Origin of the sequence: Amycolatopsis sp. 2-15 (assembly GCF_030285625.1) — a bacterium.
Classification (GTDB): domain Bacteria; phylum Actinomycetota; class Actinomycetes; order Mycobacteriales; family Pseudonocardiaceae; genus Amycolatopsis; species Amycolatopsis carbonis.
In genome coordinates this window covers 6,603,500-6,625,423 of record NZ_CP127294.1, presented here as the reverse complement: position 1 = coordinate 6,625,423, position 21,924 = coordinate 6,603,500, and the positions used below count along the sequence as shown (strand labels likewise).

At 71.2% G+C, this 21,924-nt stretch carries 22 protein-coding genes and 1 pseudogene; 11 read left to right on the top strand and 12 right to left on the bottom strand.

All coding sequences use genetic code 11. The features are described from left to right. Positions 1 to 2 precede the first annotated feature (2 nt). From QRX50_RS32800 to QRX50_RS32785, 4 genes are all read right to left on the bottom strand, one after another. The gene (locus QRX50_RS32800) at positions 3 to 323 is read right to left on the bottom strand and encodes a YciI family protein (RefSeq protein ID WP_285966980.1); all 321 of its coding nucleotides are present in this window, start codon (positions 321 to 323) and stop codon (positions 3 to 5) included. A 10-nt stretch (positions 324 to 333) separates the two neighbouring features. Beyond that, positions 334 to 1,140, bottom strand: a complete 807-nt coding sequence (locus QRX50_RS32795) for an alpha/beta fold hydrolase (RefSeq protein ID WP_285966979.1) — start codon at positions 1,138 to 1,140, stop codon at positions 334 to 336. Next, positions 1,137 to 2,459 (bottom strand): RNA polymerase sigma factor, encoded by a 1,323-nt coding sequence (locus tag QRX50_RS32790; protein ID WP_285966978.1) that lies wholly within the window; start codon positions 2,457 to 2,459, stop codon positions 1,137 to 1,139. The genes QRX50_RS32795 and QRX50_RS32790 overlap by 4 nt, the downstream gene beginning before the upstream one ends. A gap of 105 nt (positions 2,460 to 2,564) precedes the next feature. Beyond that, positions 2,565 to 3,335 (bottom strand): TetR/AcrR family transcriptional regulator C-terminal domain-containing protein, encoded by a 771-nt coding sequence (locus tag QRX50_RS32785; RefSeq protein WP_285966977.1) that lies wholly within the window; start codon positions 3,333 to 3,335, stop codon positions 2,565 to 2,567. Positions 3,336 to 3,594: 259 nt separating this feature from the next. Between QRX50_RS32785 and QRX50_RS32780 the strand changes: the two genes are divergently transcribed. After that, positions 3,595 to 5,940, top strand: coding sequence for a DEAD/DEAH box helicase (locus QRX50_RS32780; RefSeq protein WP_434533369.1), 2,346 nt, complete (start codon positions 3,595 to 3,597; stop codon positions 5,938 to 5,940). Then, a complete protein-coding gene (locus QRX50_RS32775; protein WP_285966975.1) occupies positions 5,937 to 6,581 on the top strand; it encodes an SWIM zinc finger family protein in 645 nt (214 codons plus the stop codon). The genes QRX50_RS32780 and QRX50_RS32775 overlap by 4 nt, the downstream gene beginning before the upstream one ends. Here the strand turns inward: QRX50_RS32775 and QRX50_RS32770 are convergent. Further along, complete coding sequence (locus QRX50_RS32770) at positions 6,578 to 7,360, bottom strand: SDR family NAD(P)-dependent oxidoreductase (protein ID WP_285966974.1); 783 nt, start codon at positions 7,358 to 7,360, stop codon at positions 6,578 to 6,580. The genes QRX50_RS32775 and QRX50_RS32770 overlap by 4 nt on opposite strands. Positions 7,361 to 7,508: 148 nt before the next feature. Next, positions 7,509 to 8,120, bottom strand: a complete 612-nt coding sequence (locus QRX50_RS32765) for a DUF4865 family protein (RefSeq protein WP_285966973.1) — start codon at positions 8,118 to 8,120, stop codon at positions 7,509 to 7,511. A gap of 16 nt (positions 8,121 to 8,136) precedes the next feature. Here QRX50_RS32765 and QRX50_RS32760 point away from each other — a divergent pair, with 16 nt between their 5' ends. Next, on the top strand, positions 8,137 to 8,904 hold the full coding sequence (locus QRX50_RS32760) for an NAD(P)-binding domain-containing protein (protein ID WP_285966972.1): 768 nt from the start codon (positions 8,137 to 8,139) through the stop codon (positions 8,902 to 8,904). Position 8,905: 1 nt separating this feature from the next. Here QRX50_RS32760 and QRX50_RS32755 read toward each other — a convergent pair whose 3' ends face one another. From QRX50_RS32755 to QRX50_RS32745, 3 genes are all read right to left on the bottom strand, one after another. Continuing rightward, on the bottom strand, positions 8,906 to 9,553 hold the full coding sequence (locus QRX50_RS32755) for a class I SAM-dependent methyltransferase (RefSeq protein ID WP_285966971.1): 648 nt from the start codon (positions 9,551 to 9,553) through the stop codon (positions 8,906 to 8,908). A 65-nt stretch (positions 9,554 to 9,618) separates the two neighbouring features. Further along, positions 9,619 to 11,235, bottom strand: coding sequence for an acyl-CoA dehydrogenase family protein (locus tag QRX50_RS32750; RefSeq protein WP_285966970.1), 1,617 nt, complete (start codon positions 11,233 to 11,235; stop codon positions 9,619 to 9,621). Then, entirely contained in the window at positions 11,219 to 11,824 is a 606-nt protein-coding gene (locus tag QRX50_RS32745; RefSeq protein WP_285966969.1) for a TetR/AcrR family transcriptional regulator, read from the bottom strand. Before QRX50_RS32745 ends, QRX50_RS32750 begins: the two co-directional genes overlap by 17 nt. A 237-nt stretch (positions 11,825 to 12,061) precedes the next feature. Between QRX50_RS32745 and QRX50_RS32740 the strand changes: the two genes are divergently transcribed. Beyond that, complete coding sequence (locus QRX50_RS32740) at positions 12,062 to 12,451, top strand: VOC family protein (RefSeq protein ID WP_285966968.1); 390 nt, start codon at positions 12,062 to 12,064, stop codon at positions 12,449 to 12,451. Positions 12,452 to 13,285: 834 nt separating this feature from the next. Then, on the top strand, positions 13,286 to 14,281 hold the full coding sequence (locus QRX50_RS32735) for a tyrosine-type recombinase/integrase (RefSeq protein WP_285966967.1): 996 nt from the start codon (positions 13,286 to 13,288) through the stop codon (positions 14,279 to 14,281). A gap of 4 nt (positions 14,282 to 14,285) precedes the next feature. Here QRX50_RS32735 and QRX50_RS32730 read toward each other — a convergent pair whose 3' ends face one another. Further along, positions 14,286 to 15,878 carry an AMP-binding protein gene (locus tag QRX50_RS32730; RefSeq protein ID WP_285966966.1) on the bottom strand — a complete coding sequence of 531 codons (1,593 nt, stop codon included), beginning with the start codon at positions 15,876 to 15,878 and terminating at the stop codon, positions 14,286 to 14,288. A gap of 167 nt (positions 15,879 to 16,045) precedes the next feature. Then, positions 16,046 to 16,402 carry a hypothetical protein gene (locus QRX50_RS32725; protein ID WP_285974629.1) on the bottom strand — a complete coding sequence of 119 codons (357 nt, stop codon included), beginning with the start codon at positions 16,400 to 16,402 and terminating at the stop codon, positions 16,046 to 16,048. 90 nt (positions 16,403 to 16,492) lie between these two features. Here QRX50_RS32725 and QRX50_RS32720 point away from each other — a divergent pair, with 90 nt between their 5' ends. Continuing rightward, entirely contained in the window at positions 16,493 to 17,278 is a 786-nt protein-coding gene (locus QRX50_RS32720) for a glycerophosphodiester phosphodiesterase family protein (RefSeq protein ID WP_285966965.1), read from the top strand. A 9-nt stretch (positions 17,279 to 17,287) separates the two neighbouring features. Here the strand turns inward: QRX50_RS32720 and QRX50_RS32715 are convergent, their stop codons facing one another. After that, positions 17,288 to 17,989 (bottom strand): transglycosylase family protein, encoded by a 702-nt coding sequence (locus QRX50_RS32715; RefSeq protein ID WP_285966964.1) that lies wholly within the window; start codon positions 17,987 to 17,989, stop codon positions 17,288 to 17,290. A gap of 246 nt (positions 17,990 to 18,235) precedes the next feature. Here QRX50_RS32715 and QRX50_RS32710 point away from each other — a divergent pair, with 246 nt between their 5' ends. The 5 genes and pseudogenes from QRX50_RS32710 (at position 18,236) to QRX50_RS32695 (ending at position 21,924) form a co-directional block, all read left to right on the top strand. Next, positions 18,236 to 19,636 carry an MFS transporter gene (locus QRX50_RS32710; protein WP_285966963.1) on the top strand — a complete coding sequence of 467 codons (1,401 nt, stop codon included), beginning with the start codon at positions 18,236 to 18,238 and terminating at the stop codon, positions 19,634 to 19,636. 34 nt (positions 19,637 to 19,670) lie between these two features. Beyond that, the gene (locus tag QRX50_RS32705; protein ID WP_285966962.1) at positions 19,671 to 20,417 is read left to right on the top strand and encodes a thymidine kinase; all 747 of its coding nucleotides are present in this window, start codon (positions 19,671 to 19,673) and stop codon (positions 20,415 to 20,417) included. A gap of 225 nt (positions 20,418 to 20,642) precedes the next feature. Continuing rightward, positions 20,643 to 20,990: an RNA polymerase-binding protein RbpA gene (locus QRX50_RS32700; protein ID WP_091613651.1), complete on the top strand. Its 348-nt coding sequence runs from the start codon at positions 20,643 to 20,645 to the stop codon at positions 20,988 to 20,990. 144 nt (positions 20,991 to 21,134) lie between these two features. Further along, positions 21,135 to 21,377 (top strand): annotated as a pseudogene (locus tag QRX50_RS49835) (alpha/beta fold hydrolase); the annotation flags it as partial. 145 nt (positions 21,378 to 21,522) lie between these two features. Further along, a complete protein-coding gene (locus QRX50_RS32695) occupies positions 21,523 to 21,924 on the top strand; it encodes a hypothetical protein (RefSeq protein WP_285966961.1) in 402 nt (133 codons plus the stop codon).

The window sequence follows — 21,924 nt, the reverse complement described above, 5'->3', positions numbered from 1 at the left end:
GGTCAGCCCAGCATCGGGCGGACTTCGATGGTGCCGTACGCGGCGGCGGGATGGCTGGAGGCGATCTCGACGGCCTCGTCGAGGTCGGCGCAGTCGATCATGACGAAGCCGCCGATCTGTTCCTTGCTCTCGGCGAACGGGCCGTCGGTCAGCAGGACGTCGCCGCCGCGCACCCGGACGGTGGTGGCGGTGGCGGGCGGGTGCAGGCCTCCGCCGCCGACGAGGATGCCGCGGGCGAGCAGGTCGTCGGACCAGCCGCCGCAGCCGGCGATCTTCTGCTCCTCGGTGGGCTCTTCTCCGGCGATCATGAGCAGGTAACGCATGAGCGGTCTCCTAGGCGTGGGTGAGGACTTCGGTCAGGCGGGTGGCGAAGGGGCCGGGTTCGCCGGCGAACCCGCCGTGGTCTCCGGGGAACTCCACGGCTTCCTGCCCGAGCGCGCGGGCCAGCTCGAGCCCGGAGGTGTGGGCGGGAGTGCCGGCCGCGGCCTTGCCGACGGCGACGATGAGGTGGGTGCCGGTGGCGCGCAGGGCGTCGAGGTCGGGTTCCCAGGCGCCGATGGCGGCCATGAGGTGGCCGAAGAAGAACGCGAAGTTGCCCTGCATCCGTTTGCCCTGTTCGATTTCCTCGGCCGACGGGTTCGCCGGTGGCGGCGGCACGTCGAAGCCGGACGCCGCCATGAACGCGCCGAGCGCGGCCTCGACGCCCTGCTCGCGGTAGAGCGCCGGGACGTCGGGGAAGTCGGCCAGCATCTCGCCGAGGTAGCGGCTGATCGGCGGCTCGTGCGCGACCAGGGTCGTCACCTCGCCCGGGTGCCGCCGGGCGTGCTCCAGCATGGTGATCGCTCCGCCGCTGTTGGCGAACACGTGCGCGGGCCCGCCGCCGAGCTCGGTGAGCAGGCGGTGCACGTCGCCGGCGTGCTCACCGACGATGTCGTCGCCGGCTTCGCCGGCGATCGGGCTGCGAGAGAGGCCGCGCGGGTCGAAGGTGACCACGGTGTAGCGGCCGGTCAGGTGCGGGCGCAGGCCGGTGAACGCCGTGGCGTCGGCAGGGCCGCCGGGCACGAGCAGCAGCACGGGGCCGTCGCCGTCGACGTCGTAGGTCAGCTCGGCGCCGGGTACACGCAGGGTCTTGGTGATCATCGCGGTCCTTCCGGTTCACGGGTCGGTTTGTCCAGCCGACGAACGGGCGGCGCCGGGACCGACACCTCCGCGCCGGAAATTTCGGCGAGCCTGCGCCGCAGGTAGCCGCGCTCGGCGTCGGTGCGCGCGAGGTCGAGCGCCTCGGTGTACGCGGTGTGGGCTTCGGCGGTGCGGCCGAGGCGGCGCAGGAAGTCGGCGCGGGTGGCGGGCAGCAGGTGGTAGCCGGCCAGCGTGCCGCGGGCGGTGAGCTCGTCGGCGAGTGCGAGGCCGGTTCCGGGCCCGAACGCCATCCCCGCGGCGACCGCGTGGTTCAGCTCCACGACGGGGGTGGGCAGGTGGCGGCGCAGCTCGCGGTAGAGGCCGGCGATCTGGGCCCAGTCCGTGTCGGCGGCACGCGCGGCCGTGGCGTGGCACGCGGCGATCGCGGCCTGCACCTGGTAGGGCCCGGGGTTGTGGCGGCGCAACGCGGCTTCCAGCAGGGTGGTGCCCTCGGTGATCGCGGCGGCGTCCCAGCGGCCGCGATCCTGTTCCTCCAGAGGCACCAGCTCCCCGTTGCCGGCGACGCGGGTGGCGCGGCGGGCGTGCTGCAGCAGCAGGAGCGCGAGCAGGCCGCTGGCCTCGGGTTCGTCGGGCATCAGGTGCGCGAGCACGCGGGCGAGGCGGATCGCTTCGGCGGCGAGGTCGGGCCGTTGCAGGTCGGGTCCGGCGCTGGCGGTGTAGCCCTCGTTGAACAGCAGGTACAGCACGCCGAGCACGGCCGCGGTGCGTTCGGGCAGCAGGTGCGCGGGCGGCACGCGGTACGGGATGCCGGCGCTGCGGATCTTGCGTTTCACCCGCACGAGCCGCTGCGACATCGTGGCCTCGGGCACGAGGAACGCGCGGGCGATCTCGGCGGTGCTGAGCCCGGCCAGGGTGCGCAACGCGAGCGCGACCTGTGCTTCGACGGCGAGCGCCGGGTGGCAGCAGGTGAAGATGAGGCGGAGGCGATCGTCGGGCACGGTTCCGTCGTCGGTCGGTGGTTCGTCGGGGACGATCATGCGCGCGGCCTCCCGGAGCTTGCCCGCTCCTACGGCGTCGCGGCGGATCCGGTCGACGGCTCGGTTGCGGGCGGCGGTGGTGAGCCAGGCCCCGGGTCGGGTTGGGATGCCGTCGCGCGGCCAGGTGCGCACGGCGAGGGTGAAGGCGTCCTGGGCGCACTCCTCGGCGAGGTCCCAGTCGCCGGTGACCCGGATGAGGGTGGCCACGACCAGCGACCACTCTTCCCGGAACGCCTGCGCGACGGCGGCCTCCACCGCGGCGTCCCGCCCGTGCTCCTCCACCCGTGCTCCCTCCGGTGCCGGCTCGTATCCGCTCGACGAGCGGGCATGAGCGAAACCGACACCCGGGTGCGAACCTAATCCGGGGGACCGACAGTCTCCAGGCCTTCAGCGGCGCTCGACGAGCAGCGTCACCCCGTCGAGGATGCGGGCGAGGCCGAAGCGGAAGTGGTGCTCGGGGTTGGACGCGGCGTCGTGCGCCTGCCCGGCGGCGGTGCCGACGCGGCTCGCGCGCGGGAAGTTCGCGCCGTCGGCGGCGGGGATTTCGGCGAGGACGGGCGCGCTGCGTTCCCACCACTCGGCGTCGGTCAGGCCGGTGCGGCGCGCGAGCCGGACGGCGTCGATCGAGCCGCGCGCGGTGCCCTGCACGAGCCCGATGACGAGGCCGACGACGGCGTCGAGCTCCAGTTCGTCGAGATCGAGGCCGTCGAGCGCGCTGAGTTCGCGTTCGTACTTGGCGAAGGTGTTGGGCCCGAGCGGCGGGCGGCCGGTGGTGATCTGCAGCAGCCAGGGGTGGCGGTGGTAGAGGCGCCACAGGTCCTCGGCCACGGCGGTGAGCGCGTCGCGCCAACCGGTCGAGGGCAGTTCCGCGGTGAGCTCGCCGTGGGCGCCGTCGAGCATCAGGTCGATCAGCTCGGCGTGTCCGGGCACGTAGGTGTAGAGCGACATCGGGGCGACCCCGAGCTCGTCGGCGACGCGGCGCATGGTCACCGCCTCGAGCCCGTCGGCGTCGGCCAGCCGCGTCGCGGTCGCGACGACGTCGGCCACGGTGAGCTTGGGCTTCGGCCCGCGCCGTGGGGGTCCGGGGACGCCCCAGAGCAGCTCGATCGTCCGCCGCGGGTCGCCGCCGCCGGTGTACTCCGTGCTCATCCGCGTCATTCTGCCCTGCATTTCCTCGTACGTCGTACAGAGTTCTGGTAATGTCGGCGGACGGCGGACGAGACCGACGGGAAGGGGAGTCGTGGGGAGCGCATCGCCGGGGGAGGCCGTCGTGGTCGAGCCGGGTTTCGTCGTGTTCTGGCACCCGGACGGCACCACACCGGCGGGACCGGGCGAGCTCGGTTCGCTCGACGTGGTGCTGCGAGACGGTCTGCGCACGGTTCCGGCGCGGCGGGTCCCGGTCGCCGACGCTGTCGAGCTGCTGCCCGAGGTTTCCGGCGACGCGTCGGCGGAGTTCTGGTCGGTCGCCGCGCAGGCGGGGATGCGCCTGGCCGGGGCCGGGTGGACGGGGCCGCTGGCGCCCGAGGAAGAACAGTGGCTGCGCCGGCTCGCCGACGCGATGCCGCCGCACGCCCACGCCACCCCGCTGCCCGGTGACCCGGCCCGGTTGCCCGAGCCGTTTCCCGTGCTACTGCGGTTCCTGCGTGACGTCGCCGGCCTCGCCGCCGCCACGCGGCTGTCGCTGCGGCTCGAATCGGACGACCTCGACGGCGGCCGGTTCCGCGCTGTGGTGCAGGTGCACCGCGACACCGTCGTCGACGCCGACGAACTGTGGCGGACGGGCGCCGAGGCGGTCCGCCACGAGGTGCTGCTCGTGTTGCGGCGCTGCGCCGAAGTGTGGCCGCCGCTCGCCCCGCTGCTGGCCGCGCCCGTGCCCGCGGAGGTGGCGCTGCTCGACGACGACATCCGCGAGCTGCTCGGTGCCGCCGCCGGCCGGCTGGCCGACCTGGGCGTCGCCGTCCACTGGCCCGCCGACCTGGCCGGGCTCACGGCTCGCGCGGTCGTCCGTCCTGGTGCCGCGCCGGACGACGTGCCGGCCTTCTTCGGCGGCGGCCGCGCGTTGGAGCTCGACTGGCAGCTCGCCCTCGGTGGCACCCAGCTCTCGGCGGCCGAGCTGGACGTGCTCGCGGAGGCGCACCGGCCCGTCGTACGGCTGCGGGACCGGTGGGTGCTGCTCGACCCGGCGTCGGCGAGCCGCGCCCGGGAGCGGGCGCTGAAACCCCTCGCGCCCGTCGACGCGCTGGCCGCCGCTCTGGCCGGCACGACCGAAGTGGACGGTGCCGAGGTCGAGCTCGTCACCGGCGGCTGGCTCGCCACGCTGCGGTCGCGGCTCGCCGAGCTACCGGGCCCGATGCCGCCTCCGGCAGGGTTGACGGCGAACCTGCGCGACTACCAGCTGCGCGGCCTGCACTGGCTCGACACCGTCACCTCCCTGGGCCTGGGCGGCTGCCTCGCCGACGACATGGGCCTGGGCAAGACGCTCACCCTCATCGCCCTGCACCTGCACCGCGCCACCGGCCCGACGCTGGTGGTGTGTCCGGCGTCGCTGCTGGGCACGTGGGAGGCCGAGATCCACCGCTTCGCCCCGGGCGTCGCCGTCCGGCGGTTCCACGGCGGCGCCCGCTCGCTCGACGACCTCGACGGCTTCGTGCTCACCACCTACGGCACGCTGCGCGCGGATCCGGCGCGGCTGGCCGCCGTGGCGTGGGACCTGGTGGTGGCCGACGAGGCCCAGCACGTGAAGAACCACCGTTCCGGCACGGCGAAAACGCTGCGCACGTTGCGCTCATCCGCCCGGGTGGCGCTCACGGGCACCCCGGTGGAGAACACGCTGTCCGAGCTGTGGGCGATCCTGGACTGGACCACGCCGGGCCTGCTCGGCACGCTCACGGACTTCCGTGCCCGCTGGGCGAAACCCGTCGAATCCGGTGCCGATCCCGCCGCGGCCGAGCGGCTTTCCCGGCTGCTGCGACCGTTCCTGCTACGGCGGCGCAAATCCGACCCGGGGATCGCGCCCGAGCTGCCCGCGAAGACCGAAACCGACCGGCCCGTGGCGCTGACCGCCGAGCAGGCCGCGCTGTACGAGGCGGCCGTGCGGGAACTGCTGGCCGAGGTCGGCGCGAGCGACGGGATGGCGCGCCGCGGCCGCATCGTCAAGCTGCTCACCACGCTCAAGCAGATCTGCAACCACCCCGCCCACTACCTGGCCGAAGGCGACGACGCGCCGCTGTCCGGCCGGTCCGGCAAGCTGGAGCTGCTGGACGAGCTGCTCGACACGATCCTCGCCGAAGACGGCGCGGTGCTCGTGTTCACCCAGTACGTGGTGATGGCGAGGCTGCTGCAACGCCACCTCGCGGGTCGTAAAATCCCCAGCCAGTTCCTGCACGGCGGCACCCCCGTTCCCCGGCGTGAAGAGCTGGTCCGCCGATTCCAGGACGGCGCCGTGCCGGTGTTCCTGCTGTCGCTGAAGGCGGCCGGGACGGGCCTCACGCTCACCCGCGCCGACCACGTGGTGCACTACGACCGCTGGTGGAACCCGGCCGTCGAGGACCAGGCGACCGACCGCGCCTACCGGATCGGGCAGAGGCGTCCGGTGCAGGTGCACCGGCTCGTTGCCGAGGGCACGGTCGAGGACCGGATCGCCGCGCTGCTGCGAGAGAAACGCGCGCTCGCCGACGCCGTGCTCGCCGGTGGGGAAGCGGCGTTCACCGAGCTGACGGACACCGAGCTCGCGGAGCTCGTGCAGCTGAGGAGACCGGCATGACCGACCGGGTCCAGGGGTTCCCGGCGTTCCCCGCGCGCGAAGGCCGCGGTCCGTTCGCGCGCACGTGGTGGGGCCGCGCGTGGCTGCGGGCGATGGAGGACACCGCCCTGGATCTGCGGCAGCTGCGGCGCGGCCGCCGGTACGCGGTCGCGGGCCTGGTCGGGCCGATCACCGTGAGCCCCGGCCGGATCGCCGCGACGGTGGACGACACCGACGGCGGCCCGTTCCGCACGAGCGTGCACCTGGCGGAACTGTCCACAGCAGACTGGGACCGGCTGCTCGGCCGAGCCGCCGACCGGGCCGGGAACCTCGCCGCGCTGCTCGACCGGCACCTGCCGCCCGAGCTGGCCGACGACGTGCCGCTGCTGCCGGGCATCGGCGATCTCGACCCGGAGTGCGACTGCCCCGGCTTCGAGCTGCCGTGCCGGCACGCGGCCGCGCTGTCGTTCCAGGTGTCGTGGCTGCTCGACGCCGACCCGTTCGTGCTGCTGCTCGCCCGCGGCCGCACCGAACGCGAGGTCCTCGACGAGCTCGGCCATCGCACCACCCGCCCCTCCGAGGGCATCCTGGCCGCCGACGCATACGCGCGGGTGGTGCCGCCCGTGCCGGATCTGGCCGACTTCACTCCCGTGCCGCGTTAGGCGTGGGTGCCGCCGTCGATGCGGATCTCCGTGCCGGTGATGAACTCGCCGTCGTCGGACGCCAGCATCGCCACGACGCCCGCGACCGACTCCGGGCGCCCGACCGGGTTGCCGACGGGCGTCGCGAGATCCGTCGGCAGGATCGGCAGGAGCTTGCCGAACAGTGCCCAGTCGACGTCCTGCGGCATCCAGGTGCCCGCGTTGTCGGTGATGCCGCTCTTCACGCTGCCCGGCGCGACGCTGACCGCGCGCACGCCCTGCTTGCTGTACTCCAGCGCCAGTGAGTGCGTGAACGCCTGGATCCCGCCCTTGCTCGCCGCATACGCCGCCATGTAGGGGTGGGCGAACGCCGCGGAGGTGGAACTGAAGTTGATCACCACGCTCTTCCCCGTGGCGATCAACGCAGGCAGCGCCTCGCGCGTGACCAGGAACGTACCGGTGAGGTTCACCGCGACGATCCGGTTCCAGAACTCCAGCGACGTCTCATGCGTGTGGGAGGCCTGCAGGATCCCGGCGGCGTTGACGAGCACGTCGAGCCCGCCGAGGTGCTCGACCGCGGCCGCGGTGCCCTTCACCACCGACTGCTCGTCGCCGACATCCATCACGAACGTCTCGAGGCGCGGGTCGCCGGCCAGCTCGGCGGTGCCCGCGATGGTCTCCGCGGACACGTCGGTGGCCACCACCCGCGCCCCCTCCTCCAGCAGACGCAACGTCGTGGCGCGGCCGATGCCGGAACCGGCACCCGTCACGAGGATCCGGCGACCGTGCAAGCGAGTCATCTTGCTCCGTAGTGTTGGCTTCGGCTGCGCCGAAGCGTGCGCGATCGCCTTTGAGCCGGTTTCCGGACAAAGCGGTCGGACCGGCCGGGGGGCCGATCGCACCGCTCTGTCCGGAAACCGGCGCGATCTCGCCGTTACGGTACCGAGTTCACCACTGCCTGCCACGGCGCAATTTCGCCAGTTCCGGCATCGACACGTGCCCGATCCGGTACCGCACGGGGTCTTCGTCCGGTGCGTCCTCGGCCCACAGGGTGTAGCGCACCAGCTCCCAGCCACGCGGGTCGATCACGAGTGCGGCGGAATGGACGCCGTCGCGCTGCGAGTGCTCCGACAGGTCGGCCAGCGCCGGCGTGATCACATCACCCGGAAGGACCTCGCGTGGCAGGGTTTCCGTGCGTTTGCCGGCCGCGCGAGGAGTCGTGCCGAACGCCGGCCCTTCCTCGAACGCGAGCACGGTCCAGTGCGGCACGGGCGGCCGGCCGAAGTCGTCGACGATCCCGCGGAACCCGCCTTCCCACAGGAAGACGTGCATGCCGGCCGGGTCGTGCCAAAGGTAGAAGGGGGAGTACTGGTTCAGCACCGAGCCGTCGACGCCGCGCTCACGCACCCCGTACGCCTTGAGCCCCAGCCCGCGGAACTCGTCCAGCAACGGCCCGCGCTCACGCACCCTGCGGTGGATGATCTGCATGCCGTAGTCGGCGGGCAGGGTGATCTCGTAGTGCATGGCGTGCACGGGTGACCTCCGATCGTCGAAGTCCACACTAGGAGGACGGGGCATGCCGGCGTACGGGTTTGTGGGAGCCGGGGAGATCACGGCAGCGATCGTCGAAGGACTCAGCGGTGAAGGGCTCAGCGGTGACGCGCCTGCGGTGTTCCTGTCGCCGCGCGGCCGGCAGGTCGGGCAGGAGCTGGCGACGCGGTTCCCGAACGTGGCTGTCTGCGCGAGCAACCAGGACGTGCTCGACGCGGCTTCGGCGATCGTCCTCGCGGTCCGGCCCGCCGCGGCCCGGGAAGTGGTGGCAGAGCTGGAGTTCCGGCCGGACCACGTGGTGCTCAGCGCCGTGGCGGGCGTGCCGCTGGCGACGCTGCGGGAGTGGACCGCACCGGCCGCGCGCGTCGTGCGGACCATTCCACTGCCACAGGCAGCCCGCCGGCAGAGCCGCACCGCGCTGTTCCCGGACCACCCCGTCGCCCGGGACCTGTTCGAGCCGCTCGGCGGGGTGAGCGTCCCGCCCGACGAGCCGACGCTCGACGCCTTCAGCACCGCGACCGCCACCTTCGCCGCGCACCTGGACTACCTGGCCACCATCGCGGGCTGGCTCGCCGGCCACGGCGTCGAACCCGGCGTCGCCGACGCCTACGTGACGCACTTGTTCGCACAACTGGGCCAGTCGCTGGGCACCGCGTCACTCACCGAGCTGACCGCGAAACACACCACACCGGGCGGGATCAACGAGCAGCTGATGACCGCGTTGCGCCACGACGACGTGCCCGGCTCGGTGCGCCACGCCCTCGACGCGGTCCTGGCCCGGCTGCGCGAATGACTCAGCTTTCCTTGCGCGCCAGCAGATAAGCCTGCGGCGTCTTCTCCCGCGGCCCCATCTCGCGGACCAGCCGCGCCTCCACCGTGAAACCAGCGTCGGTGAGCAGCCCGGCGATGAAGTCCGGGTCGAGCCGGTAGGCGTAGAGGGAGATGTCGTGACCGTAGCTGTGGGTGAGGTGCCGGCGCTCGGCGCCGACCTGGAACGCGGTCAGCAGCCGCCCGCCCGGCTCGACCACGCGGGCCAGCTCCGCGACCAGCACCGGCAGCTTTTCGGGCGGCGTGTGAATCAGCGAGTACCACGCGAGCGCACCCGCCAGCGACGCGTCGGCCAGCGGCAGCGCGGCCATCGACCCGACCTCGAACTCCAGCCCCGGATGCGCCTCGCGCGCGACCTCGACCATGCCGGGGGACAGGTCGATCCCGAACGCAGCCAGCCCCCGCCCCGCCAGGTACCCCGTGATCCGGCCCGGACCGCACCCCAGATCCCCGACGCGCGCGCCGACGCCGACGAGCTCGGCGAAGGTGTCGAGCATCGCGCGGTCCCACGGGCTCGCGGCGAGATCGTCCTTCAACAGGTCGGCGTAGGACACCGCGACGATGTCGTAGGCGGTGCGGGTGGCGGACACGAAGTCGGTTTCGGAGGCGGTCATGACCGTGGACGCTAGCGCGCCGACCGGCCCCGTGTCCGCCGTATGTCCACCAAACCCGGCGCCGCCTACACCCGCGCGCGGTCGATGATGGCCGAGGTGTCCGTACCCGCCGGCAACGTGCCGAACGCGAGACCCCAGTCACCGGCGAACCGCGACGCGCAGAACGCGTCGGCCACCGCCTGGTCACCATGGCGCACCAGCAAGGAACCCTGCAGCACCAACGCCATCGACTCCACCACACGCCGCGCGCGGAACTCCACGTCGTCCAGATCGGACAGGTCCTTCTTCAGCCGGCCCACGGCGTCGTCCAGCCGCGCGTCGGCACCCGCGGCCTGCTCGACCTCGGTGAAGAACGCCGCCACCGACTCCGGCTGACGGCCCATGGCGCGCAACGCGTCGAGCGCCGCCACGTTCCCCGAACCCTCCCAGATGGACATCAGCGGGGCCTCGCGGTAGAGCCGCGGCATCCCGGATTCCTCGACGTACCCGTTGCCACCGAAGCACTCCAGCGCCTCAGCCGCGTGCATCGGCGCCCGCTTGCACACCCAGTACTTCGTGACCGCCAGCCCGAGCCGCCGGAACGCCTGCTCCTGCGCGTCGTCCGGCCGGTCGCCCGCCGCCGCGAGCCGCATCGCCACCGTCGCGGCCGCGTCCGACTCCACCACGAGATCGGCCAGCACGTTCGCCATCAACGGCTGATCCACCAGCGCCTTGCCGAACGCGTGCCGATGCGTCGCGTGGTGCACCGCCCGCACCGCACCCAGCCGCATCCCCGACGCACTGCCGAGCGCGCAGTCGAGCCGCGTGTTGTTCACCATCTCGATGATCGTGCGGACCCCGCGCCCCTCCTCACCGACGAGCCAGCCCACCGCGTCCTCGTACTCGATCTCCGACGACGCGTTCGACCGGTTGCCCAGCTTGTCCTTCAGCCGCTGCAGCCGGATCGGGTTTCGGCTGCCGTCGGGCAGCGCGCGGGGGAGCAGGAAACACGACAGCCCGCCCGGCGCCTGCGCCAGCGTGAGGAACAGGTCCGACATCGGCGCGGAGGTGAACCACTTGTGGCCCATCAGCCGGTAGGAACCGTCGGCGACCGGGCGCGCGGTCGTGGTGTTGGCCCGCACGTCGGAGCCGCCCTGCTTCTCCGTCATCGACATGCCCGCGATCAGCCCGCGCTTCGTGCTCGGCTCCCGCAGCCCGAAGTCGTACTCCGTCGCCGCCAGCAGCGGCTCATACACCGCCGCCAGCTCCGGATTGGCCCGCAACGCCGGAACCGCCGCGTAGGTCATCGAAATCGGGCACGTGTGCCCGGCCTCCACCTGACCCCACACAAACAGCTTCGCCGCCCGCGCCGCGTGCGCCCCGGCCCGCTCGTCGCGCCACGGCGCGGCCTGCACCCCGTGCGACACGGCGACGCTCATCAGCTCGTGCCAGTACGGGTGGTACTCGACCTCGTCGATGCGGTTCCCGTACCGGTCGTGCGTGCGAAGCACCGGCTCGTTCTCGTTGACGATCCGGCCCCACTCCTGGGCCTGCTCACTCCCGGCGAGCCGGCCCAGCTCGTGGACCTCCTCGGCCGCCCAGCCCGCGTCCGCGCGGTCGAGCGCCTCGAGCAGCGCCGGATCCTGCGCGACGTCGTAGACCAACGGCGGCACCTGGTTGGTGACCTCATGCGTGGCGGACATCGGAACCTCCCAAAGACCGGACGACAAACGTCCGCAACTCGACGACATCACTCACCGCACCGCCTCGCAGCGGCCCGATCAACACCTCCGCCGCGGCACCCACTAGCGCCGCCGCGGTCAACACTGAATCCTGCGCGGGCAACGCACCCGAGGTCACCCCGGCGGCCACGTGCTCGGCCACCACATCCCGGAAAGCGCGCCGGAACTCCAGGCGCTCCGCGTCGATGAGCGCGTCCACCGGCTCGGCCAACAGCGCGTACGCCAGCCGCGGCGCCTTCAACGCGCGCGCCGCGAACGTCTCGAACACCGCCGCCACCCGCTCCGCCGGCTCACCCGGCCCCGCCGACGCCTCCCGCACCGCCTCGACCTCCCGCGTCACGACCTGGCGGAACACCCGCACGACCAGCTGGGCCTTGGTGGGGAAGTGGCGGTACACCGTGCCGACGGCAACCCCGGCCCGCTCCGCGACGGCCGCCACGGAACAGCCCGCGTAACCGTGCTCGGCCAGCTGCTCCACCGCCGCGGCGACGATCGAGTCGCGCAACGCGTCGAGCCGCTCCTGCACCTTCGGAGTCCTGCGGTAGGGCACGGCAAGAAGTGAACCATTGATTCATTACTTCAGTCAACCGCAGCGTTCACCCAGCTCACGGCTTCTCGATGAGCGCTGACCCCGTCGTGCAGCCCCGCGCCTGCAACGCCAGGAGAGCCGCCACCAGCCGATCGGCTCGCACGGCCCGGTCCTCGCAAAAAAGTGCTCAGCGGATGACCACTCATCCGTGCTTGGCTGGGACCCCGACAAACCGGACATCGCGAAAGGGACCAGCTCATGCTGCGAGGAATGGCCACCCTGAACTTCTCCGCCGACGACCTGCAGGCCGCCCAGGCCTGGTACACCGACATCCTCGGCACCGAGCCCTACTTCGCCCGCCCCGGCTACATCGAGTTCCGCCTCGGCGACCGCGAAGCCGAGCTCGGCATCATCGACCGCAACTACCTGCCCCCGGCCCCCGAGGGCCCCGCCGGCGCCGTCCTGTACTGGCACGTCGACGACCTCACCGGCGCCCTCGATCGCCTCCTGGCCCTCGGTGCCAAGGAACACGACGGCATCCGCGAGCGCGGCCACGGCTTCGTCACCGCCTCGGTCGTCGACCCGTTCGGCAACGTCCTCGGCATCATGTCCAACCCGCACTACCTCGAAATGCTCGCCACCGGCTGAGCCTTGCGGCCCGGGCACAGGGGAGTGGCTCAGGCACCCGGACAGCTTGTGGTCGAGGAACTCACCGATGTCCGACAGCTCGCGCCGGAACCCGAAGTTCTTCACCCCACCGAACGGCATCCGCGGCGAATCGAAGCAACACGAGTTACATCCGGTCCATTACGAGCGCGTTCGGCCACTGGCCGGAATCTCCGATACGCGCACCTGAATGGTGTGGGGAGCAGTGCCGATCCACCTTACTTGACATAATGTACATTATCGGCACTAGGCCGACCTGCAGAAGGAAGCTCGGAGAGGGGCTCCAGGAGGCGGATTCGAGCGGCTTGAGCACCGCAGACGAGAGAGCGTCCCGGGAAGCCTGCCAGGGTCACCGATCCGCGCCCGACTCAATCGCCCATCGCGGGACAGCTCCCGAGCAAGCCTCCAGGGCGTCATCAGGAGATCCAGAGGCTTCGGCAGAGAGATCCCCGAGTTCAAGGCTTCAAGGCTGCCCCGATACGCCCTCTAATTCGTCACCGTGACGAATTGAACGCGACTGGCAGGACATCGAAAGCGCGCAACCAACAAGCGCACTGGAGCAATCAACGGCAGCTCGGCCCTCGGCAAGCCGCCCCGGGCAGCCACGGGCAACCACTCGAACAGATGAACGATCCCTCGCCAACACCGCACAGCACAGCCAGAAACTCGCCAAACCGGCCATACGAGCCGAGGGCACGAAACCGAGGGAACCGTTGTCCCCCAAGGGGATTCAGCCCCTCCGCACCCACGTTTCATGCATAATCGCCATTATGCAGCATACCGGACCAGTATCCGGATGCCAGAACTGTCGGTGCTGTGCTGTACAAGATCCAGATGCTGGTTTCCGAGGCACAGCAAGCGTTCTTCGCGGCACGGCGGCCGCGCAAGGACTCGCCGCACACCACTGCCGCCTATCGTCGTGACCTGGCCGGGATCACCACTCTCCTGCTCCAGGAGCTCGGGTGCGCGCCCGAGGAGCTGGACGTCGGACATCTGACAGCGCCCGCGCTGCGGACGGCGTTCGGCGCGTTCGCCGACGGGCACGCGAAGAGCTCGGTGCTGCGGGCGTGGTCGACGTGGAACCAGTTCCTCACCTTCTGCGTATCCGACGGGCTGCTGGCGGGCAACCCGATGGGCGCGGTCGCCCGGCCCAAGACTCCCCCGCTGGTGCCGAAACCGTTGCGGGGTGAGGAAACTCCGGAGCGGTTGCTCGCGGCGGCGGCCGACGGTGCGCGGCGCGCGCGGGATCCGTGGCCGGAGCGCGACGTGCTGGTGCTGGCGCTCGGGCTGGTGGCGGGGTTGCGGGCGGCGGAGATGCGGGCGCTGACGCCGCGTTCGGTGGTGGGCCGTGACGGTGAGCTGCGGTTGCACGTGTCGGGCAAGGGCAGCCGGGACCGGTCGATCCCGGTGCAGCCGGTGCTGGCGAAGCTGATCGAGGACTACGGGAAGTCGTGCCGGCGGCGGTTTCCGCAGCTGCGATTCCCGGCGGCGGAGCCGTTGCTGCGCGATCGGGCGGGTGAGCCGATCGGGCGTGGGGCGCTGGAGTATCTGGTGAAGTCGTGTTACCGGTGGGCGGGGTTGCACGACCGGGTACCGGTGGGGGCGAACCTGCACGCGTTGCGGCATACGTTCGCGACACGCTTGGCGGAGGACGGGGCCACGGCGTCGGAGATCATGACGTTGCTGGGGCACGCGAGCCTGGCCACGAGCCAGAACTACATCGAGGCGACGGGGCGGGAGCAGCGGGCCGCGGCGGCGAGCAACCGGACGTACCGCGCGCTGGACGGGCTGGGCGCGGGCGAGGCGGGCTGAGGGTTCAGTGGGTGGCCATGTACTGCTCGCGGAGCACGTGTTTGCGGATCTTGCCGGAGCCGGTGAGGGGGAACTCGGTGACGAACTGCCACACCTTGGGTGTCTTGTGCGGCGCGAGGTGTTTGCGGACGTGGGCGAACAGCTCTTCCTCGCCGGCGTCGGCGCCGGGGCGCAGGAGCACGAAGGCGCCGACTTGTTCTCCCCATTCCGGGTCGGGGATGCCGACCACGGCGACGTCGGCGACGGCGGGGTGGTCGAGCAGGACGTGTTCGATCTCGCGGGGGTAGATGTTCTCTCCCCCGCGGATGATCATCTCTTTGACGCGGCCTTCGATGGTGAGGTAGCCGCGGTCGTCCATGCGGGCGAGGTCGCCGGTGTGGAGCCAGCCTTCGGGGTCGATGGCGGCGGCGGTTTCTTCGGGCATGGCGTGGTAGCCGGTCATCACGTGGTAGCCGCGGGTGCAGAGCTCGCCGGTCTCCCCGGTGGCGGCGGTTTCGCCGGTGAGGGGGTCGACGATCTTCACGGCGCAGGCGGGCAGGGCGCGGCCGAGGGTTTCGGCGCGGTCGTCGGCGCTGTCGGCGGGGGTGGTCATGGTGATGCCGGGCGAGGCTTCGGTCTGGGCGTAGATGATGGACATCGGCACGCCGAGGGTGGTTTCGATGCGGCGGACGAGGGCGGGTGGCACGGTGGCGCCGCCGCTGAGGGCGTAGCGGACGGAGCTGAGGTCGGTCTTGGGGAAATCGGGGTGGCCGAGCAGGGCGAGCAGCATGGTGGGCACGCCGCCGAAGACCACTCCCCTCTCCTGTTCGAGGAGGGCGAGCTGCAGCGCGGGGTCGAACCAGGGCATGAGGACCTGGGTGCCGAGGGTGGCGATCGGGGCGAGGGTGGCGAGCACGCAGCCGGCGGTGTGGAACAGGGGCATGGGGTTGACGAAGTTCTCGCCGGGTCGCATTTCCAGCGTGCGGGCGTAGGAGAGCCGGGCGTTGTTGGTGATGCCGCGGTGGTGCAGCACGGCGCCTTTGGGGGTGCCGGTGGTGCCGGAGGTGTACTGGATCTGGGCGGGGTCGCCGGGTTCGACGGTGGGCAGGGCCTGGGTGGGCAGCCCGGAGGCGCGGAAGGCGCGCCAGTCTTCGAACCGGATGGTCTCGCGCAGGTGGGGCAGGTCGGGGCGGACGTGGTCGAGGATGGCGGCCATGGGGGTGCCGCGGTATTCGCCGACGAGGAACACGCCGGAGGCGCCGGATTGGCCGAGGACGTGGCGGAGTTCGGCTTCTCGCAGGGCGGGGTTGACGGTGACGAGTGTCAGGCCGGCGAGGGCGGTGGCCATTTCGAGCAGGACCCATTCGGGGATGTTGTTGGCCCAGGCGGCCACGCGTTCGCCGGGTTCGAAGCGGCCGAGCAGGGCGCGGGCGGCGTCTTCGGCTTCGCCGAGGAGCTCGCCGTAGGTCCAGCGGCGGCGTGCTGCGGGGTCGGGCAGGCCTTCGACGAGGGCGGGTGCGTCTGGGGCTTGGTGGGCGGCTTCGCGGAGCAGGTCGCCGACGGTGAGTTCGCGGACGGCGTGGAGTTCGGTGGCGGGTGTGAACGCGGCCTTCGTCACGGGCGTCTCCCTCGCTCGGCCGGCGCGCGGCTTCGCTGCCGGCAGTCCCCCGGGGACATTCCGGACTCTAGTCCGCCCGGCGGGCCGGCGGAGCGGCTTGAATTCACGGCGGAGCCACTTGATTCACAGGGCAGGTGCGTGAAATCTCGGTGGGCCGGCTTGAATTCTCAGCGGAGCTGTTCGAGGTCCTTCGCGGCGTGCACGATTTCTTCGGCGAGGCGGCGCAGTTCGTCGGCGTCGGCGCCGTCGTGGGTGGCGGTGGCGATGTCCTCGGCGGCGCAGCGCAGCTGGAAGAGGCGGTCCTGCAGGGCGGCGATCTCGGTGTCGGAGAGCACGACGGCGTCTTCGGGCAGGCCGCTGCGTTGCAGGGCGGTGCGGCGTTCGTAGGCGCGCTGGCGGCAGGACTGGCCGCAGTAGCGGCGGCGCCGGCCGACGTTGCCGCCTTCGGGCAGGCGGCGGCCGCACCAGCCGCAGTGCTTGGGTGCGTTGTTGCGGCGTGGTACGACCAGTTCGTCGCCGGTCATCGGGTGCTCGGCCAGTTCCCTCACCCGCCAGACCCTAGCTGGCCATCGTGTTCTCATGCCGAGGCCATGCCGGTGGAGCACACTGTGGGGATGCGCCCACCGTTTCCGTACCTGGCCGATCCGCTCCCCCGTGCGTTCGCCCACCGTGGGTGGCATCTCGACGAGCTGGCGGGGATGGAGAACTCGCTGCCGGCGTTCAAGCGTGCGGTCGAGGAGGGGTACCGGTACGTCGAGACGGATGTGCACGCGACGTCGGACGGTGTGGTGGTGGTGCACCACGACGACACGCTGGACCGGACGACCGACGGTGGCGGGTCGATCGCGGCGCAGACGTGGGAGCAGCTGAAGGGGGTCAAGGTCGGCGGGCGGGCGACGTTGTCGCGGCTGGAGGACGTGCTGGAGGAGCTGCCGCTGGCGCGGTTCAACGTGGATGTGAAGGCGAACAGCGCGGTGGAGCCGTTCGTGCGGGTGCTGGAGCGCACGGGTGCGTTCGACCGGGTGGCGGCGGCGTCCTTTTCGGACTCGCGGCTGGCGCGGCTGCGGCGGTTGGCGGGGCCCAAGCTGTGCACGGCGATGGGGCCGCGGTCGGTGCTGATGGTGTGGGCCAATGGCTGGGTGCCGCCGTTGCCGCTGAGCCGGTTGGCGGGTGGGTTTCTGGCTCAGGTGCCGGTGAAGCAGGGGCCGTTGACGGTGGTGGACCGCTCGTTCGTGAAGGCGGCGGAGCGCGCGGGGTTCGAGGTCCACGTGTGGACGATCGATGAACCGGCGCAGATGCGGGAGCTGCTGGACCTGGGTGTGCACGGGCTGGTGACGGACCGGCCGGACCTGCTGCGCGACGTGCTCGTCGAGCGGGGTGCGTGGCAGCAGGCCGGCTGAGCCGCGGTTTTACCTGGGGCGTTTACCCTGCCACGCGGCCTTCCACGTGAGGGGGCCGAGGCGGCCGGAGTCCTTGATGCCGTTGGCGCGTTGCAGGCCGAGCACGGCGGTTTTGGTTTTGTCGTAGTAGCAGCCGGTGCCGGTGAAGCCGTAGCCGAAGGCGTTCATGCGGAGCTGGAACGTCTTGAGGGCGGGTGCGCAGTCCCCGTAGGCGTAGACGACGCCGGGCCAGGCGGGCATGGCGCCGGGGGGCGCGGGTGGGGTGGGCTGGGGCTTCGGGGGCGGCGGGGCGGGCAGGCCGGTGCCGCCCATGTAGGCGGATTCGTCGTAGGACGGGATGCGCTTGCTGCGGGCGTCGGCGTCGCCGGTGAGCTTGAGCATCCCGGCGCACTGCCAGGGCTGCCAGCCGCGCATCCGGTAGAGGTAGAGCGCGCGGTAGTCCTGTTCGCGCGGGCTGGCCTGGTCGGGGCGCCCTTGGCCGCCGACGCTGCGCCAGGTGGGCAGGTCGAACTGGTAGGCGCCGTAGTAGCCGTTGCCGGTGTTGATCGTGTAGCGGCCGCTGGCCTCGCACATGCGGAGCTTGGCCCAGGAGCTGGACGTGGGGTCCGCGGACGCGGCGCCGGCGACGGCGAGCTGCAGCCCCAGGACGGCGGCCGCGAGGAGCACGATCCTCACGGCACCGCGGTGAGCAGTGCGAACGCGGTTGGTCATGGGTGCACAGTAAGCACGCGACCCATTGACCACAAGAGTCACACCACGCTCACGAGTCTCACACAAAGCGGTAAAGAATCACGTGAGCGACACGCTTCGCGCGCCGTTTCGAGAGCCGTTCGGCCCAGTGCGGATGATCGGCGGGCGACAAACCGGACACGGTTTACCCGTTCGGCGGTGTCGCGCGCGGCCGCACCAGTAGTGTGCCGCCTGACCTGGAGATTCGCGACCGCGGAGGAGCCGTGGATGACGCTGGCCGAGACCCGTGACAAGAAGCGGGAACGGTGGGGCTGGTACTTCTACGACTGGGCCAACTCGCCCTTCTATTCGTCGGTGACGACCGTGTTCGGCGCGCTCTACATGAGCACTGTCGCGGCGGCGGACGCGAAGCAGAACATCACCCTTAACGGGGACAAGGCGTGCGTCGACGCGTCCGGTGTGGACGACAAGCTCCACAACTGCGACGTGTCGTTGTTCGGGCTGCATTTCCCGGCCGGTTCGACGTGGGGTTACCTGCTGTCGGTGGCGACGGTGGTGCAGGTGCTGGTGCTGCCGATCGCGGGCGCGGTGGCGGACCGCAGCCGGAACAAGCGGCGGATCCTGGGCTGGTTCGCGTGCCTGGGCGCGCTGGCGTCGGCGCTGATGTTCTTCATGGCCGGCTCGAATTGGCAGCTGGGTGCGGCGCTGTTCATCGTCGCGAACATCGGCTACGGCGGTTCGCTGGTCGTGTACTACTCGTTCCTGGTCGACATCGCCGAGCCCGACGAGCGTGACGACGTGTCCGCGAAGGGCTGGGCGTTCGGTTACCTGGGCGGCGGGCTCGCGCTCGCGTTGCAGCTGGCGTTCTACCTCAGCCGCGACGCGCTGGGCGTGGACACGGGTACCGCGGTGCGGATCTGCTTCCTGACCTCGGGCCTGTGGTGGACGGTCTTCACCATCCCGGTGCTGCGGGCGCTCCCCCGCGTCCACACGCCGGTGGCGGTGGAGCGTGGCGTGTCGGTGCTGCGGGCCGGGTTCCGGGAGCTGCGGCGGACGGTCGCGGAGGCGAAGGCGTTCCCGCTGACGCTGGCGTTCCTGGGCAGCTACCTGATCTTCGCCGACGGGATCTCCACGGTGGTGGCGGTGTCGGCGCAGTACGGGAAGGACGAGCTGCGCTTCTCCGACGAGGTGCTGATCGTCACGGTGCTGGTGATCCAGTTCCTCGCCTACGTGGGCGGGGTGCTGCACGGGCTCGTGGCGCGCCGGCTGGGTGCGAAGCGGACGATCCTGGGCAGCCTGGTGCTGTGGGTCGTGGTGCTGGCGGGCGCGTACTTCATCCAGCCGCAGCAGCCGCTGCAGTTCTACGCGGTCGCGGTGGGGATCGGGCTGGTGCTGGGCGGCACGAACGCGTTGTCGCGGTCGCTGTTCAGCCAGATGATCCCGGCCGGGAAGGACGCGCAGTACTACTCCCTCTACGTCGTGGGCGAGAAGGGCACGTCGTGGCTGGGTCCGCTGGTGTTCGCGGCCGTCGGGCAGGCGACGGGCTCGTTCCGGCTGGCGATCGTCGCGCTGGTGATCTTCTTCGTCCTCGGGTTCGTCTTCGTGGCGCTGGTGCCGGTGCGGCGGGCGATCGTGGCGGCCGGGAACCGTCCGCCCGCCGTGCTGTGAGCGGGCGGGCCGGGGCCGGATAGGGTCGATCGTCGTGACTGCCCTCGAAGAAGCCGTTCCCGACGATCCCACCGACGCGCTGTCCCCGGTCCCCGCCGCGCGCGCCCGGGGCGGCCGCCTGAAGTTCTGCTACGGCCCGATGGACTGCGGGAAGTCGACGCTGGCGCTGCAGATCGACCACAACCACGCGCGGCAGGGCCGGCGCGGGCTGGTGCTGGTGCGCCACGACCGGTCCGGGGCGCCCCAGATCAGCAGCCGGATCGGGATCACGCGCCGCGCCACGGAGGTCGGCACGCGCACGGACGTGCGGGACCTGGTGCGCGAGCGCTGGGCCGCCGGGCAGCACGTGGACTACATCATCGTCGACGAGGCGCAGTTCCTCTCCCCCGCGCAGGTCGACCAGCTGGCGGAACTGGCCGACGAGGCCGGCATCGACGTGTACTGCTTCGGTATCGCCACCGACTTCCGCAGCCGCCTGTTCCCGGGTGCGGGCCGGCTGTTCGAACTGGCCGACGAGCTGCAGCCGGTGCAGGTCGAGGTGCTGTGCTGGTGCGGCCTGCCGGGCCGGTTCAACGCGCGCGTGCGGGACGACGAAATACTCCGTGAGGGTGACACCGTTGTAGTAGCAGATACCGAACAGTCTGTAGTTGAATCTTCAGCTTCGGCACGTTCCGATGCTGAATCCACTACGGTCCGTTATCAGGTATTGTGCCGCCGACACTTCCGGTTGGGTGACTTGGGCCCCGCCACGGCCCACCACGGTCAGTTACGGTTGTCGTGAACGGAGCGCCAGTAGCCCAACTGGGGGATATCCGCACTTGGAAGGCGGTGTCTGCGTCACGCCGGAGCGCGAAACCTGTCCCAGTAGAGGAAGCTGATGCCGAAGGGTGACACAGCTCATCGTGAGCAACGACATGGTTACCGGGGAATCCCCCGGACGCCGCGTTCGTTGCATAGGGTGAGCAACACCCTGGCTCCACCCGGAGCTGACTGAAAGGACCCCATCATGGCCGACCGTGTTCTCCGTGGAAGCCGGCTGGGAGCGGTCAGCTACGAGACCGACCGCAATCACGACCTCGCTCCACGCCGCACCGTGCGCTACGCGTGCCCCAAGAACCACGAGTTCGAGGTGCCGTTCTCCGACGACGCCGAGATCCCGACCGTCTGGGAATGCCGCTTGCACGGCAGCGAGAGTGAGATCGTCGACGGCGGGCAGCCCGAGCAGAAGAAGACCAAGCCCCCCAGGACGCACTGGGACATGCTTCTGGAGCGCCGCTCCATTCCCGAGCTCGAGGACCTGCTGAACGAACGTCTCGCCGAGCTCAAGGGACGCCGGACCAGCCGGTCCGCGTGAGTCTCGGCCAGTAGCTGGCTACCACCCATCCCCCGATCGATCGGCCCCCGTGACCTCCCTCCACGGGGGCCTTTCGCATGTCCGGGGGCGGTTACTCCCGGGCACCATCCGCCTTGTCCCGAGGTCAAGGCGGATGGTGCCCTGATGACCCTTTCGCACACTTCACCGTGGTCGGGCATGGTGCCCGTCGACGACACCGCACTGTTCGTGACCGATACCCGCGGCCCCGGTCGTCCTGTTGTTTTCCTCAATGGCTCTTTCGCCGCCCAGCGGTCGTGGCGGCGCGTGATCGCCGAGCTCGGCCCCGGCTGGCGGCGCATCACCTACGACGAACGGGCGCGCGGCCGGTCGAAGCGCTCGGCGGACTACTCCTTCGAGGGGTGTCTTCGCGACGTCGACGCGGTTGTCGAGGCGACCGGGGTCGACCGGCCTCTCCTGGTCGGCTGTCCTACGGCGCCGCGCTCGCAGTGCACTGGGCCGATCGTCACCCGGACCGGGTCGCCGGCGCGGTCTCGCTCGACGGCGCAGTGCCGTGGGGGCACACCGGGGAGGAAGGCCGGGAGCAGATCCGGCGCATCTTCCGCAAGATGCGCCGGATCTGCCGCTCGCGCGTCCGTTCGGGCTGGCCGCGTCGATGAGTGCCGCTCAGCACGCCGAGGTCAACATTGAGATCAACGAAGTCTGCGCGGCCCTCGAACCGGTCCTGGACCGGCTGACCTGTCCGGTGCGCTACGTTCTCGCCACGGGCGCGAACCTCGGTGGCGGCGCGGAGGAGATGCGGGCCTCTCTCGATCCGGTCCCCAACCGGAACCCGAATCTGCGGGTCAGCGCGAAGGTCGGGAGCAACCACACGCAGATCCTGCGCAAGGACTTCCGGGCGGTCGCCGCCGCCGTGCGGGAGACCGCCGACGCGCACGGTCACCAGGTGCGCTGA